The 15,332-nt window shown below is 40.8% G+C and carries 18 protein-coding genes; 17 read left to right on the top strand and 1 reads right to left on the bottom strand.

Annotated elements, in window-relative coordinates; all coding sequences use genetic code 11:
* Positions 1–66: 66 nt before the first annotated feature.
* From A5868_RS10890 to recN, 11 genes are all read left to right on the top strand, one after another.
* Entirely contained in the window at positions 67–1,131 is a 1,065-nt protein-coding gene (locus A5868_RS10890) for a M24 family metallopeptidase (RefSeq protein WP_086303486.1), read from the top strand.
* Between the two features lie 235 nt (positions 1,132–1,366).
* On the top strand, positions 1,367–1,924 hold the full coding sequence (gene efp / locus A5868_RS10885; protein ID WP_010780206.1) for an elongation factor P: 558 nt from the start codon (positions 1,367–1,369) through the stop codon (positions 1,922–1,924).
* A 254-nt stretch (positions 1,925–2,178) separates the two neighbouring features.
* Positions 2,179–2,604, top strand: coding sequence for an Asp23/Gls24 family envelope stress response protein (locus A5868_RS10880; RefSeq protein WP_010780207.1), 426 nt, complete (start codon positions 2,179–2,181; stop codon positions 2,602–2,604).
* Positions 2,597–3,055: a transcription antitermination factor NusB gene (nusB, locus tag A5868_RS10875; protein ID WP_010780208.1), complete on the top strand. Its 459-nt coding sequence runs from the start codon at positions 2,597–2,599 to the stop codon at positions 3,053–3,055. The genes A5868_RS10880 and nusB overlap by 8 nt, the downstream gene beginning before the upstream one ends.
* Before the next feature lie 54 nt (positions 3,056–3,109).
* Entirely contained in the window at positions 3,110–3,967 is an 858-nt protein-coding gene (locus tag A5868_RS10870; protein ID WP_086304403.1) for a bifunctional methylenetetrahydrofolate dehydrogenase/methenyltetrahydrofolate cyclohydrolase, read from the top strand.
* Positions 3,968–3,982: 15 nt separating this feature from the next.
* Positions 3,983–5,317, top strand: a complete 1,335-nt coding sequence (gene xseA / locus A5868_RS10865) for an exodeoxyribonuclease VII large subunit (RefSeq protein WP_086303487.1) — start codon at positions 3,983–3,985, stop codon at positions 5,315–5,317.
* Positions 5,317–5,541, top strand: coding sequence for an exodeoxyribonuclease VII small subunit (locus A5868_RS10860; protein WP_010780211.1), 225 nt, complete (start codon positions 5,317–5,319; stop codon positions 5,539–5,541). The genes xseA and A5868_RS10860 overlap by 1 nt, the downstream gene beginning before the upstream one ends.
* Positions 5,542–6,429 carry a polyprenyl synthetase family protein gene (locus A5868_RS10855; protein ID WP_086303488.1) on the top strand — a complete coding sequence of 296 codons (888 nt, stop codon included), beginning with the start codon at positions 5,542–5,544 and terminating at the stop codon, positions 6,427–6,429. It begins immediately after the preceding gene.
* Positions 6,430–6,470: 41 nt separating this feature from the next.
* Positions 6,471–7,286 carry a TlyA family RNA methyltransferase gene (locus A5868_RS10850; RefSeq protein ID WP_086303489.1) on the top strand — a complete coding sequence of 272 codons (816 nt, stop codon included), beginning with the start codon at positions 6,471–6,473 and terminating at the stop codon, positions 7,284–7,286.
* A gap of 15 nt (positions 7,287–7,301) precedes the next feature.
* On the top strand, positions 7,302–7,760 hold the full coding sequence (locus A5868_RS10845; RefSeq protein ID WP_086303490.1) for an arginine repressor: 459 nt from the start codon (positions 7,302–7,304) through the stop codon (positions 7,758–7,760).
* Positions 7,761–7,789: 29 nt separating this feature from the next.
* Positions 7,790–9,460 (top strand): DNA repair protein RecN, encoded by a 1,671-nt coding sequence (recN, locus tag A5868_RS10840; protein WP_086303491.1) that lies wholly within the window; start codon positions 7,790–7,792, stop codon positions 9,458–9,460.
* 26 nt (positions 9,461–9,486) lie between these two features.
* Here recN and A5868_RS10835 read toward each other — a convergent pair whose 3' ends face one another.
* Complete coding sequence (locus A5868_RS10835) at positions 9,487–9,603, bottom strand: DUF4044 domain-containing protein (RefSeq protein WP_010745911.1); 117 nt, start codon at positions 9,601–9,603, stop codon at positions 9,487–9,489.
* 228 nt (positions 9,604–9,831) lie between these two features.
* On the opposite strand from A5868_RS10835, the gene A5868_RS10830 reads away from it, so the two are divergent.
* From A5868_RS10830 to mraY, 6 genes are all read left to right on the top strand, one after another.
* Positions 9,832–10,203 carry a DUF3397 domain-containing protein gene (locus A5868_RS10830; RefSeq protein ID WP_010780216.1) on the top strand — a complete coding sequence of 124 codons (372 nt, stop codon included), beginning with the start codon at positions 9,832–9,834 and terminating at the stop codon, positions 10,201–10,203.
* Positions 10,204–10,371: 168 nt separating this feature from the next.
* A complete protein-coding gene (gene mraZ, locus A5868_RS10825) occupies positions 10,372–10,803 on the top strand; it encodes a division/cell wall cluster transcriptional repressor MraZ (RefSeq protein WP_010780217.1) in 432 nt (143 codons plus the stop codon).
* Positions 10,804–10,818: 15 nt separating this feature from the next.
* Positions 10,819–11,772: a 16S rRNA (cytosine(1402)-N(4))-methyltransferase RsmH gene (gene rsmH, locus A5868_RS10820; RefSeq protein ID WP_086303492.1), complete on the top strand. Its 954-nt coding sequence runs from the start codon at positions 10,819–10,821 to the stop codon at positions 11,770–11,772.
* Positions 11,773–11,777: 5 nt separating this feature from the next.
* On the top strand, positions 11,778–12,155 hold the full coding sequence (gene ftsL / locus A5868_RS10815; protein WP_086303493.1) for a cell division protein FtsL: 378 nt from the start codon (positions 11,778–11,780) through the stop codon (positions 12,153–12,155).
* The gene (locus tag A5868_RS10810) at positions 12,156–14,345 is read left to right on the top strand and encodes a penicillin-binding transpeptidase domain-containing protein (RefSeq protein WP_086303494.1); all 2,190 of its coding nucleotides are present in this window, start codon (positions 12,156–12,158) and stop codon (positions 14,343–14,345) included.
* Between the two features lie 16 nt (positions 14,346–14,361).
* Positions 14,362–15,324 (top strand): phospho-N-acetylmuramoyl-pentapeptide-transferase, encoded by a 963-nt coding sequence (mraY, locus tag A5868_RS10805; RefSeq protein ID WP_010780221.1) that lies wholly within the window; start codon positions 14,362–14,364, stop codon positions 15,322–15,324.
* Positions 15,325–15,332 lie beyond the last annotated feature (8 nt).

Below are 15,332 nucleotides of genomic sequence, written 5' to 3'. Positions count from 1 at the left end.
TCTTTCTAATCGTGTTCGTTCTGTTTTTTTGGCACTCTTTGTTATAATAGAAAATGGGTGATTAGAATGATAAAACGAATTGAGAAATTACGTGCATTGATGAAAAATGACGGAATCGATGCCTATTTAGTAACAAGTCCAGCCAATCTTCGCTACCTGACGAATTTTACTGGAACGGCTGGTTTGGCTTTTATTACATTAAAGGAAGCCTTTTTCATTACGGATTTTCGTTACACAGAGCAAGCAAGTGAACAAGTTCAAGGAATGACGATCCTTCAGCATCAAGGCGATATCGTAGGTGAAGTTATCAAGCTGATGGAACGTGAAGGAATCCGTGTTCTTGGTTTTGAGGATGCATTTGTGACCTACGCGGAATATTCTGTTTTTGAAGAGGTGATTGATGCGGAACTGGCGCCTGCCAGCGGTCTGATCGAACGACTCCGAGAGCAAAAAGATGAGGGAGAAATCGCAATCATCGAAAAGGCCTGCGCTATTGCGGACGAAGGTTTTGATCATGTTTTGAAAATGATCCGTCCAGGAATGACCGAGATTGAGTTAGCCAATCAATTGGACTTTTTCATGCGATCACTCGGCGCCAGCGGAACTTCTTTTGAGACGATCGTGGCTAGCGGCTTACGATCCGCTTTGCCCCATGGAGTGGCCAGCGAGAAAGTAATCGAACAAGGGGACATGATCACTCTTGATTTTGGCTGTGTCTATCAGGGGTATGTTTCAGATATTACTCGGACCTTTGCGATTGGTGATCCAGGCCAATCTCTGAAAGACATGTATCAAATCGTCTTAAATGCGCAACTAAAGGTCATTGAAGCGGCCCAGCCTGGCGTCACTGGTGCTCAGTTAGATGCTGTAGCCAGAACGTTCATTAGCGAAGCTGGATATGGTGACGCATTTGGACATTCTACAGGTCATGGCATCGGCATGGAAATCCATGAGGGGCCAACTGTTAGTCGCTCAAATGAAGAAGCTTTGGCTGTCGGGAACGTTATTACGGATGAACCAGGCATTTACATACCTGGGCTTGGTGGAGTGCGTATCGAAGACGATCTAGTGATCGTAGCTGATGGGAATCGCCTATTGACACACTCACCAAAAGAACTTATCATTCTATAACATTTTTACTAAATAAATTAGAGTGGGATCACCATAGAGGAGTCCTTTTCTTCTTTAAACAAGACGTTTTATTAAAAAGAATCAGTGGTCATAGAGTAGTGGTAGCGTTAGTAAACAAGAAATGATAAACTAGAACCAAATCTGTAAAGATGGGGTACTATGCAGGGAATCAATTTCTTTGACAGCTTAATAAAACAGAGATTGATTGCTTTTCATTGAATTAGGAGGAAGTATCATGATTTCAGTAAACGATTTTAAAACTGGCTTGACTATCGAGGTGGACGGCGGCATTTGGCGTGTAGTCGATTTCCAACATGTAAAGCCGGGTAAAGGTGCGGCCTTCGTTCGTTCAAAATTAAAAAATCTTCGCACGGGAGCTGTTCAAGAAAAAACATTCCGCGCGGGTGAAAAAGTAGCGAAAGCACAAATCGATAATAAAAAAATGCAGTATCTCTATGATGATGGAGACAACTACGTATACATGGATATGCAGAGCTATGAACAAATTGAAATGCCTAAGCAGCAAGTGGCAGAAGAAATGCTTTATGTATTAGAGAACACAGAACTAACAGTCATTATGTATGGCAATGAAGTGTTAGGTGTTGATTTACCAAATACAGTAGTATTGCAAGTTGCAGAAACAGAACCAAACATCAAAGGAGACACTTCTTCCGGTGGATCAAAACCAGCTATCATGGAAACAGGTCTGACTGTCAACGTTCCGTTTTTCGTAAACCAAGGGGACAAATTGATCGTCAACACGCAAGACGGCAGTTACGTTTCTCGTGCCTAGAAAGCTGTTCTGTTCAATAGAAAATAGATAGTGATACGTATCAAACTTATTTTTCTGAAAGGAAAAATAATTACATTCGCAGGAGTAAGGATGTCAGTTCTACTTTTCGCAGAATAAACAAAAGAAAAGTAAAGAGATATCCAAAGAAATTTAAAGAATTGATAAGTATAGTAGAATGATATACGGCACGACAAACAGATTTATTTTTCTGAAAGGAAAAATAATTACATTCGCAGGAGTAAGGAGAGAGTAAAATGGCAGATGAAAAGAATTTAGTTTTAGGCGCGAGCCCTGAGCTTGGCGAAATTATTATTGCACCAGAAGTAATCGAAGTAATTATTGGGATCGCGGCTTCAAAAGTCGACGGTGTCTACGGTATGCGAGGCTCTTTAGCAAGCAATGTGAATGAATTGCTTGGAAAAGCGGCTCACGGAAAAGGTGTCTACCTTAAAAATGATGAAGATGGATTGAAAGTTGATATCTATTCTTACTTTGATTATGGGACTTCCGTTCCGAAAGTAGCTATGGCAATGCAAGAACGTGTGAAACAACAAGTCCTGTTTATGACAGATGTGGCATTGAGTGAAGTGAACATCCATGTCGTCGGAGTTGTCGCTGAAAAACTTGAACAACCAACGTTAGAAGAATTATTCAATGATGAAGAGGAAAATAATGAGTAAAGAATTGTCACGTCATGAAATTCGGGAGAAGGCCTTACAAGCGTTATTCCCATTGGATTTCAATCAAGAATTAACAAAAAAAGATGCCATTGATCATGCTTTGAGTATTGACCAACAAGAATTTGTCAGTGAAGACGAAGAAGAATTCGTGCCGGTCTATCTAGATGAACTAGTTGGCGGAGTTGTTGAACACCAAGCAGAGCTAGATACCATTATCCAAAAGCACCTGCGTTCCAATTGGTCGATTCAGCGAATTGCGAAGATGGATTTGATCATTCTGCGAATCGGGATCTACGAGATGTTGTACAACACTCAAGTGCCCAATCGTGTCGTCTTAAACGAAGCGATCGAGTTAGCCAAAACTTTCAGTGATGATCAATCTAGAAAGTTCGTTAATGGAATCTTATCTAATGTAATGAAAGAGATCGATGAAGCTGGGGCAAATAGCTAATTTAGCTATTTTTCCCAGCTTCATTTAAACTATAGAAAAAAGCGGGGAATGAACGTGGCACAACTTATTAATGGGAAAGAATTAGCAGAAAAATTGCAACAAGAAACAGCTGAACAAGTAAAAACATTCGCATCAAAAGGAATCCATCCAGGATTAGTCGTGTTATTAATCGGAGAAAACCCCGCAAGTCAAATTTACGTTCGAAACAAGGAACGTGCAGCAAAAAAAATAGGAATCCATTCCGAAGTAAAACGCTACCCTGAGACGATTACTGAAGCAGAACTGATCAAGGAAATCGAAGGGTTCAATCAAGCAAAGGAATTCCATGGAATTTTAGTACAATTACCCTTGCCAGAGCATATCAATGAAGAAAAAGTATTGCTTGCCATCGATTCATTAAAAGACGTGGATGGCTTCCACCCAATGAATATGGGGCGGTTATTTGCGGGCATTCCTCATACGATTCCATGTACACCGTATGGCATCATGAAAATGTTTGAGGCGTATGACATTCCATTAGCCGGTAAGCAAGCTGTCGTGATTGGTCGAAGCAATATTGTAGGAAAACCGATGGCGATTTTATTGTTAGGGGCAGACGCAACCGTTACATTGACCCATTCAAAAACAGAAGACCTGGCTAAAGTAGCTAGCAAGGCAGATATCTTGGTTGTTGCGATTGGCAGAGGACATTTTGTAACGAAAGAGTTCATTAAACCAGGTGCAGTCGTGATCGATGTTGGAATGAATCGTAACGAAGATGGAAAACTGATTGGTGACGTGAAATTTGATGAAGTTGAACCAATCGCTAGTTATATTACACCGGTCCCAGGAGGCGTGGGTCCGATGACGATCACCATGCTGATGCAGCAAACAGTCGAGTGCTGCGAGCGACAAGTAGCGGATCATAAATAGCAAAGAGGTGTTTAAATGGCACAAGAGTACTTAACGGTCAGTGCATTAAACAAATATATCAAACGAAAATTCGACGTAGACCCCTATTTAGAGCGGGTCTATTTGACCGGAGAAATTTCTAACTTCCGTATGCGTGCAAATAGTCATCAATATTTCAGCTTAAAAGATGAACGTTCTAAAATTAGTGCGATCATGTTTAAAGGTGCCTTTCAAAAGTTGAAATTCTCTCCCAAAGAGGGAATGAAGGTTATGGTAGTCGGGCGTGTGGCATTGTATGAGGCTAGCGGCAATTATCAAATCTACATTGATCACATGGAACCTGATGGCGTCGGAGCATTGTATCAGGCGTTAGCTGAACTGCGAGAAAAATTAGACAAAGAAGGCTTGTTTTCTCAACCGAAGAAACCATTGCCACGCTACCCAAAACGGATTGCGGTGATCACGAGCCCAAGCGGCGCGGTGATTCGAGATATCATTACAACTGTGAAGCGTCGCTATCCGATCGCTCAGTTGGTCTTATTTCCGACGTTGGTCCAAGGAGACAAAGCAGCAGCGGATATCGTAAAAAATATCAAAAAAGCAGAATCAATGGATTTCGATACGATGATCATTGGTCGAGGCGGGGGCTCTATCGAAGATTTATGGCCCTTTAATGAAGAGAGCGTCGCACGAGCGATCGCGGCTTCTCCGATCCCGATCATCTCTTCGGTGGGCCACGAGACAGATACAACAATTGCAGATCTTGTGGCAGATGTACGTGCTGCAACACCAACGGCAGCAGCGGAATTGGCGGTGCCGGTATTGTCTGAAGAAATTTTACGAATCAAAGAAAAACAGGCACGATTGGAGCAAGCATTTCTACACCAACTGCAACGAAAAAAAGAACGCTTCGAACGGCTACAGCAATCGTATATTTTTAAACAGCCCAATCGCTTATATGAGGCGCAAAGTATTCAATTGGATCGCTTAACACAGCAGCTCCAGCAAAATATGACAGTCTTAGTAAATCAGCGAGAACGAGAATTGATGCAATACAGCAATCGTTTGGCACAAGCAAATCCTATTAATCGTGTCCATCAAACACAGCAACAGATGATTTATTTGCAAGAGCGACTGCAGCAGCAAATGCAAGGCTATCTGGAAAGCAAGCAACGGCGTGTTCAGCAGGCCATCACGTCTCTTGATTTACTAAGCCCATTAAAAACCATGGGACGCGGGTTTACCTACACTACGCAGGAAGAGCATGTGATCCGATCGGTGAAAGCATTAAAAGAAAAAGAGATGACGGTCCACTTTGTTGATGGCACGGTAAAAGCATCTATTCTAGAAATTGAGGAAGGAACAGACTGATGGAAAAAAATACAACCTTTGAAGAATCAATCACGCAATTGGAAACTATCGTGACCCAATTAGAACGTGGAGACGTGCCACTTGAAGAAGCACTCGAAGCCTTCCAAAAAGGCATGGTTTTAAGCAAGCAATGCCAAGACACATTGACGAAAGCAGAAAAAACATTGACTAAGATGATGAGTGATGAGGAAGAAGTCCCTTTTACAGGTGAGGAGGAAGCTTAAATGTTGCAGCAGCTTTCTATCGAAGAACTACCCAAAGTCGAAAAAGAAATCCTTGATTTTATCAACACCTGCACGACGCATGAAGAGTTAAAGCAAAGCATGTGCTATTCAGTAGAAGCAGGCGGCAAACGTATTCGGCCGTTGATCATTTTAGCCACGGTTCAAGCATTTCGAAAGGAATTAACGCTCCCTGTGTATCAAACTGCTGGTGCACTTGAATTGATCCACACGTACTCCTTGATCCACGACGATTTGCCAGCGATGGATAATGATGACTTGCGTCGTGGAAAACCGACCAATCACAAAGTTTTCGGAGAAGCGTTGGCTATTTTAGCCGGGGATGCATTGTTGACCGGTGCTTTTCAATTAGTTAGCGAAACAACATTGAATCCCTCTGAGAGCGTTCTATTGATTCAGCTTTTAGCGAAAGCAGCTGGCAGCAGCGGGATGGTAGCAGGACAAGCTGGCGATATGGCAGCGGAAAAACACCATGTGCCCCTCGATAAATTAAAAGCGATTCATCGTGGAAAAACCGGTGCATTATTGACCTTTGCCTTTGTTGCGGGAGGAATCTTGGCGGATCAGACCGAATATGTCATTGATCTGCTTGAAAAACTCGGTGAACATATAGGCTTGGCTTTTCAGATCCGCGACGACCTTCTAGATGTGGTTGGGACGACCGAGATGCTAGGCAAGCAAATTGGACAAGATGAAAAATCAGACAAAAGTACTTACCCAGCATTGTTGGGACTCTCTGGAGCAAAGCAAGCTTTAATCGATGAACTGGCGCAAGCAGAGGCGACGGTCCAGCAGCTGACAGAAGCAACCGATTTTCAACCGAAATTGTTTGAAGAGCTGCTTACGCTTTTTGCATTGGAAAATGACTAAGCCGAAGAAAAACGAAATCTATTTATGAAGTAGGGGACAAAATGAAAAAAGAACGTGTCGATGTTTTAGCTTTCAATCAAGGACTTTTTGAAACCAGAGAAAAAGCAAAACGCGGTGTAATGGCTGGGCTTGTTTACGATCAAAAAAACGAGCGGTTAGACAAACCTGGCGAGAAAATATCGATTGAGACTATCTTGCAAGTAAAAGGTCAAAGTCTTGCGTATGTTTCTCGTGGAGGACTAAAATTAGAAAAAGCATTGAAAACTTTCGATGTGGATATCCATCAAAAAATCCTACTAGATATTGGTTCTTCGACTGGCGGCTTCACCGATGTAGCATTGCAAAACGGTGCTACGTTGAGCTATGCATTAGATGTCGGCTACAATCAGTTAGCATGGAAGCTGCGCCAAGACGAACGTGTCGTAGTGATGGAACGCACCAATTTCCGTTATTCAAAACGGGAAGATTTTGATCAAGGACAACCAAATTTTGCAACGATCGACGTGTCGTTTATCTCATTAAAATTGATTTTGCCTCCGTTACATGAAATCTTGACAGATGATGGCGATGTCGTCGCATTGATCAAGCCGCAGTTTGAAGCTGGAAAAGAATATGTAGGTAAAAAGGGCATCATCAAAGACCCGAAGACGCATCTAATGGTTTTAGAAGACATTACGTCCTTTGCGGCAGCTCATGGATTTGATGTGCAGGAACTAACATACTCTCCTATTACTGGTGGTGAGGGAAATATCGAATTTTTAGCTCATCTGAAAAAGGTCCCTGTTCCCGGAACCCTAAATGCAGCAATCGATTTGGCGAACGTCGTTTCAGAAGCGCATCAAAAGCTAGATAAGTAGTCAGGAGGAAACGGAATGCGGAAACAAGAGCGGCATCGGATTATCACACAATTGTTGAACGAGTACGATGTAAAAAAACAAGAAGATTTTGTAGAAATTCTTTCTCAACAAGGCGTGACAGTCACACAAGCAACGATTTCACGAGACATCAAAGAAATGAAGCTGATCAAAGTTCCGGCTCAAAATGGCGGCTATCGCTATAGCGTACCGCGAAAAGAACAAGAAGACGTGAATGGAAAATTAGCAGATCTTTTAAAAGAAGCAGTCGTTTTCGTTGATCAAATGGAAAAATTTATCACAGTAAAAACATTGCCTGGGAATGCTTCGGCCTGTGCAAATTTATTAGAGAAACAATTCACGAAAATCTTATTTACGACTTTGAATGATGATGACAGTATCTTGATGATCGCTAGAACAGAAGAAGATGCCAAGTACATTCAGCAAGATATTGCTCAGAAAAGTCAAAATAAGTAGCATGTCTCATTAAAAGGAGAATCTGAAGAATGTTACAAGAATTGACAATCAAAAATTTTGCCATCATTTCTTCGTTGCACTTGGGTTTTACCGACGGCATGACAGCTTTGACTGGTGAAACGGGTGCCGGAAAATCAATTATTATTGATGCCGTCAGCTTATTAGCGGGTGCCCGTTCATCCATCGAATACATTCGACAAGGCAGCGAGAAATGTTTGATTGAAGGCCTCTTCGATTTACCAAAGCAGAATGAATTTCAGCTTCTCATGGAAGAGTTAGGTATTGAGGTTGACGAAGCAGGGCTCATCGTTCAAAGAGACTTGAATGTCTCTGGAAAAAGCATCTCCCGAGTCAATGGCAGGATCGTGACGCTAGCTAACTTACGACGAATTGGACAGTTTTTAGTTGATATTCAGGGGCAAAATGATCATCAGGAGCTTATGCATCCTGAATCCCATTTACGATTGCTGGATAGTTTTGGTGATGCTGCTTTTCAGCAAATTAAACTGACGTATCAAACGGCGTATCGAAGCTATATTACTTTGGTGAACCAAGTCAAAAAGTTTAAGCAAAACGAACAATCCTTTGTCCAACGAATCGATATGTTGACGTTTCAACAAGAAGAGATCGGAAATGCAGAATTGACAGTTGGTGAAGAGGAGAAGCTGCTTGAAGAACGTGAGAAGCTGACGAACTACCAACGAATCGTCGACAGTCTTTCGAACAGCTATCAAGCGATGACGAACGAGGAAACGAGTTCTCTTGATGCGATTGGGTCAGCGAGTCAAGAACTGCAAACAATTGCTTCTCTAGATAAAGAGTACGAAAATATCTCAGACAATGTTCATAGCGCATATTATTTGCTGCAAGACGCTGTTAGTGAGATAGGGCGTCAGTTGGATCTTTTGGAGTTAGATGAAGAGCGACTGGATTTAGTCAATGAGCGTTTAGAATTGATCCATCAATTAAAAAGAAAATATGGCGATTCGATCGAGCATATTTTGAAATACTATGATCAAATCAGTCAAGAATTACTAGACTCTGATTTTTCCGGAGACAAGCTTGAAAAGCTTGAGAAGGAGCTAATCGACAAAGAGGAGCAGCTTCACGAATTCGCGAAGACGCTGCAAACTGCTCGAAAAAGTATGGCGGAGAAGTTAGAAGCAGAAATTCAACGAGAGTTGAAAGATCTTTATATGGAAAACGCCCGATTTAAAGTAGTATTTAAGGAAATTTCTTTTGTATCAGATGGTATAGATGAAGTAGAATTTTATATTACGACCAATCCTGGGGAACCCCTGAAGCCTTTAGTTAAGGTAGCATCCGGCGGAGAGATTTCTCGGATCATGTTGGCATTAAAAACCATTTTTTCAAAAACGCAAGAGCTGACGAGTATCGTCTTTGATGAAGTTGACACAGGAGTGAGTGGTCGTGTCGCACAAGCAATTGCAGATAAAATTTATCAAATCGGAAAGAATTCTCAGGCGCTCTGCATCACGCACCTTCCTCAAGTAGCTGCAAAAGCAGATCATCAACTATTTATTCGCAAAGAAATCGTTGGCGGTCGGACAGTGACGAAGGTGGAAGAAATGAAGGAAGCAGATCGGACAGAAGAGATCGCGCGAATGCTTGCTGGAACCGAAATTACCGATCTAACGGTGAAGCATGCCAAAGAATTATTGCAATTAGCAAAAAAATAGCCGGAGCAGCTGCTCCGGCTATTTGCTTACATAATACTAAGTAGACTACTCAAAACTAATGAACCAATTGTTAAAATTAACATGGTCCAAATAACAACCTTGGTAACTTTAGAAAATGTACTAGTGGATTTTTTGTTATTCATGATGTCACCATCCTCAAAAAAATTTCAAATTCATCATACTCTATTTCGTAAAACTCCGCAATCAACTGGAAAAAACTTTTAAAAAATACTAAGAAATCTTTTCGCGACGATATTGCGAATTCAATTGTTAAAACTCTCTAAATCCTTTATATTTTAAATGAATTGAAACACGAATGTAACGATAATGCAGTATAGTGAGGGTAGTAGTTTGAAGAGGAAGGACTGTATTTGTTGGCATCATTTTCACCAATATTATTGTTATGGTACATTTTTCCAATAATCGTCTTTTTAGGGTCTGATTATATCGTAACAACTTTTAAATTAAAACAACGCTTCAATTTGAAAACGCCAGATATTACTGTGCCATTTTTAATTGTTGGAATGCACGAAATTTCAAAAAGTATTAGTTCGTTTTCGATTTTACCATATTTTTTATTAACCATCCTATTATTAGGGATAAGTGTTGTGGTCTTTCAAGCCTATCGCTATCGCGAAATCATGTATGGTCGCTTCTTTAAGATGTTTTGGCGCTTGACGTTCTTATTGTCTGTTCTGGTCTATTTTATACTGATTATCGCTAGTATTATTAATGCCTTATAAACGCTAAAAACTTCTAAAAGACTCTAAATTACCCGCCTTCTGCCTGACAAGACAACATGGTTAGAGAAGGTCAAAAAAGTGTTATTTTTGTTTTTTACAAAATGTGGTAGATTGTGGGGGATTGTGGTAGACTAATCTCATGCGGTGGTAAAAAGGGGTGGAGTCTAGATGTTCATGGGTGAATTTCAGCACAATATTGATGCGAAAGGTCGATTGATCGTTCCATCAAAATTACGTGAACAATTAGGCGAAAAATTCGTTGTTACCCGAGGCATGGACGGTTGTCTGTTTGGGTACCCATTAGACGAATGGAGCCAACTAGAAACAAAGTTGAATGAGATGCCGCTTTCTAAGAAGGATGCGCGCGCGTTCGTACGTTTTTTCTATTCAGCAGCCACTGAGTGTGAGATTGATAAGCAAGGTCGAATTAACATCCCAGCATCTTTACGCAGTCACGCTTCAATTGAAAAAGAGTGTGTGATTATTGGGGTCGCTAATCGAATCGAGATTTGGGATCAAACACGTTGGAATGACTTTACAAAAGAAACAGAAGCTAGTTTTGATGACATTGCAGAAACAATGGTCGATTTTGGATTTTAGAGAAGAGGATTATGAATGACAGACTTTCAACATACAACCGTTTTGCTTCATGAAACAGTTGATGGTCTAGCAATCAAACCAGACGGTATTTATGTTGATTGTACATTGGGCGGAGCTGGACATAGTGAATATTTACTGAGTCAGCTAAACGCGGACGGGCACCTTTATGCTTTTGATCAAGATCAAAAAGCAATTGATAACGCAAAAATCCGCTTAGCTGAGTATGTACAAAAAAATCAAGTGACCTTTGTTAAAGCTAATTTTAGAGAACTTACGGCTGAATTAAATCACTTAGGTGTGACGGAAGTCGATGGGATTTTATATGATCTAGGTGTTTCCTCTCCACAACTGGACGAAGCAGAGCGTGGCTTTAGTTATCATCAAGATGCACCACTGGATATGCGCATGGATCAAGATGCACCTTTGAGTGCGTATCAAGTTGTAAATGATTATTCTTATCATGAATTAGTGAAAATATTTTTCCGTTATGGAGAAGAAAAATTTTCTAAGCAAATCGCTCGTGTGATTGAACGCAAGCGAGAAGAACAACCAATCGAAACGACTGGACAGTTAGTAGATATTATTAAAGAAGTGATACCTGCACCTGCGAGACGTAAAGGCGGACATCCCGCTAAACGTGTTTTCCAAGCAATACGTATTGCAGTAAATGATGAGTTAGGTGCGATCGAGAGTTCTTTAGAGCAGGCGATTGACTTGTTAGCGATTGAAGGAAGAGTCAGCGTGATTACCTTCCATTCACTAGAAGATCGGATCGTCAAAACGATGTTTAAAGAATTCAGTACACCAAAAGACATGCCTCCGGGCTTGCCGATGGTACCGGAAGAATTTCAACCAGTATTAAAACTGGTCAATCGTAAACCAATAGTTGCCTCAGAAGAGGAATTAAATGAAAATAACCGCGCGAGAAGTGCTAAATTGCGAATCGCTGAGAAAGTGAAGAAAGGATAAGGACGATGGCTGAATTAAAAGATAAACAACAGTTTCAATTTGATTCTCAGCAAGAAGAGATTCACCAAACGCCAGATTCTTTTCAAGTCTTCGTTTCTCCTGGAGATCGCTTAAAGAAAATCACACGAGTTGAAAAATTTGCTGTGTTAGCCTTCTTAGTGATGTTGATTGGACTATCTATCGTGATGGTTAATTATCGTAACGAAATCAGTAAAACTCAAAATGAAATTACAAGTATTCAAACGAACATTGACGCAAATGAAAAAACAGCGACCCAACTACAACAAGAAAAGAGCGAATTGTCTCGTTCCGATCGGCTTAAAGAAGTTGCTGAGAAAGCTGGTCTTTCGATCAATGACGCGAATTTAAGGAAAGTGAAGTAAATGAGCTTTAAAAGGCTACGAAGAAAAATCCGAAAAAAGAATTTAACTCCGATGAACAATCGCAAAAAAGTAGGCGTTATTTTGTTTGCTACAAGTATTGGATTGTTCTTTTTGTTTGCCGTTCGCATGATTTATGTTGTAGCGGGCGGACACGTTGCGGGAACCTCCTTGAAGGCTAAAACAGAGGAATTGTACCACGGCGGCGAGGTTGTCAAGGCGAAGCGCGGGACGATCTATGATCGCAATGGGGAAGTCATCGCAGAAGATGCAACCTCTTACTCGATCTATGCGATTCTTTCAGAAAGTTATGTATCAGGGAAAGATAAACTATACGCGCAAGAAAAAAACTTTGACGAGTTAGCTTCTATTTTACATAAGTATTTAGGGATCAAAGAAAAGTCAGCGCTAAAAACCCTGAAAAGCGGTATAAACAGTGATGGTACAAGTAAGTACTATCAGGTTGAATTTGGAAGCAAAGGGAAAAATATCTCTGAAGAAACCAAACAAAATATTGAGGATGCAATGAAAGCTGCGAAAGTTAAAGGCCTGTACTTTAACGAACACACCGATCGGATGTATCCAAATGGGAATTTCGCGTCTCATTTCATCGGCTATGCACAACCAGATAAAAAAGAAGCATTGGTCGGAATGATGGGGCTTGAAGCGGCCTATGATGATGTCTTAAAAGGGAAAGATGGAAAAGTCGTTTACCAGAAAGACGAAAATCAGCGCCCTATTCCAGGTAGTGTTGCCGAAGAAAAAAAGGCAGTCAACGGAGAGGACATTTACACAACCTTAGATGCAGGTCTTCAAAGTTATTTGGAAACATTATTAGACAAAGTCAATGCAGAAGCAAAACCTTCAGAAATGACCGCAACATTAATGCAAGCCAAAACAGGAGATATTCTTGCGATGTCTCAACGTCCGACCTTTAATCCTGAAACGAAAGAAGGATTAGGAGAAGAAGATGCGTGGCGGAATTTCTTGATAGAAGATAGTTATGAACCTGGTTCGACGATGAAGGTCTTTACTACTGCTGCTGCAGTAAATGAAGGCATCTTTAATGAAAATGAAAGTTATATGTCTGGCAAGATCCAAGTAGCTGACGCTACCATTAATGACTGGGATCTGGGTAAAAAAGGAATTTTGACCATGCGTCAAGCGCTGTCTTGGTCTAGTAATGTCGGGATGGTCAAATTAGAGGAACGATTAGGCGATAAGTGGCCTGAATACGTAAAGCGTTTTGGCTTCGGTCAAAGTACCTACTCTGGTTTACCAGGTGAAACGAAAGGCACGCTGCCAACAAGCAATATCGTTGACCAAGCGATGAGCGCATATGGGCAAGCAATTGGTGTAACAAACTTCCAAATGATGCGCGGGTTCACCGCAGTAGCAAATGATGGAAAAATGTTACAGCCTCATTATATTGAAAAAGTTTCTAACCCTAATACTGGAAAAGAAATTATCATGAAGCCAGAAGTAGTGGGTGAGCCAATTACACCCGAAACTGCGAAAAAGGTCCGTGAATATATGCGAGATACTGTTGAAAGTGAAAACTATGGTTCTGCGTACGATCAATATAAAGTGCCAGGATATAATATTTCAGCAAAGACAGGAACAGCACAGATTGCAGAAAACGGTCGGTATTTGACTGGTGAAACAAACTATATCTATTCAATTGCTTTGATGCTTCCTTCCGAGGACCCAGAGTATATCTTGTACTTAACGATGAAACAGCCGCAAGAGAACAAAGCAGGGATTTTGGGTGATATCGCGAATCCATTACTGAGTCGTGCAATGGATTTCCAAAATAGCGATTCAGATTCTTCGAACGAAGAAAGCAATACAAAAGTCACTGTAGAAGATTATCGCAATCTTTCAACTGCTAAAGCAGCGGCTGATGCTAATAAACGCGGAGTGACTGCGGTAGTTGTTGGAGACGGCGACAAGGTCGTTCAACAATCTGCGAAGCCAGGAGAAAAAGTCATGGCAAATGAACATTTGATTTTGTTGACAGATGGGAAGAAAGAAATGCCCGATGTTCGTGGCTGGTCAAAAGCAGATATCTTAAAATTGACCAATCTATTAGATATTGATGTTAGCTTTAAAGGGGACGGTTATTGCACGAAACAAAGTATTGCTCCTTATACAGAAGTATCTAAAAAGAAATTGAAAATCACGTTAGGTTAGGACTGGAGAGAAAAAAATGCAACCGGCACAACTATTTATTGCTTTTGCCAGTAGTTTCGCAATTACTGTTGCAGGCATGCCTTTTATTATTGGTTACTTTAGAATGAAGAAACAAGGACAAGAAATTCGGGATGAAGGTCCGAAATGGCATAATTCAAAAGCGGGAACTCCCACAATGGGTGGGTTAGGATTTTTAGCTGCCGCAGTGATCACTGCGATTTGGTTTAGCCTTTGGGCTCATCAAATGACAACATCGCTACTAATTTTGGTCTTTGTTTTACTATTGTATGGAATCATCGGATTTTTAGATGATTTCATCAAATTGTCGAAGAAACAAAATGAAGGACTGACTTCTGGGCAAAAATTTATTGCACAAGTTATCGTAGCAATTGTCTTTTACATTGTTTATCGAATGGAAGGCTACCCGAATACCTTGAATTTCTTTGGTATTGATTTACCATTAAATATTATTTACGGCTTGTTTGTGATTATATGGCTGGTTGGCTTTTCTAATGCAGTAAACTTAACTGACGGAATTGATGGATTGGTTTCTGGTCTAGGAACGATCTCCTTTGCAACATATGGAATCATCGCATGGCATCAGCAACAGTACGAGGTATTGATTGTCTGTCTTGCAGTCATGGGCGGATTAGTCGGATTTTTCCCATACAATAAGAAACCGGCGAAAATTTTCATGGGTGATGTTGGTTCACTCGCTTTGGGTGGATTGTTGGCAGCTGTGTCGATCATTTTGCATCAAGAGTGGACATTGCTACTGGTTGGATTGGTTTACATTTTTGAAACAGCAAGCGTGATTATTCAAGTCACTTCCTTTAAAATGACAGGGAAGCGTGTTTTTAAAATGTCCCCATTGCATCACCATTTTGAAATGTCTGGTTGGTCAGAATGGAAAGTGGATACGGTGTTTTGGGCAATTGGACTTATTGCATCCATTGTTGTTTTATTGATCGTACTGTAGGAGATGAC

Source organism: Enterococcus sp. 12F9_DIV0723 (assembly GCF_002174375.1).
GTDB lineage: Bacteria > Bacillota > Bacilli > Lactobacillales > Enterococcaceae > Enterococcus_A > Enterococcus_A gilvus.
Note: the sequence above shows the minus strand (reverse complement) of the source record. Positions and strands in the feature narration are given on the sequence as shown.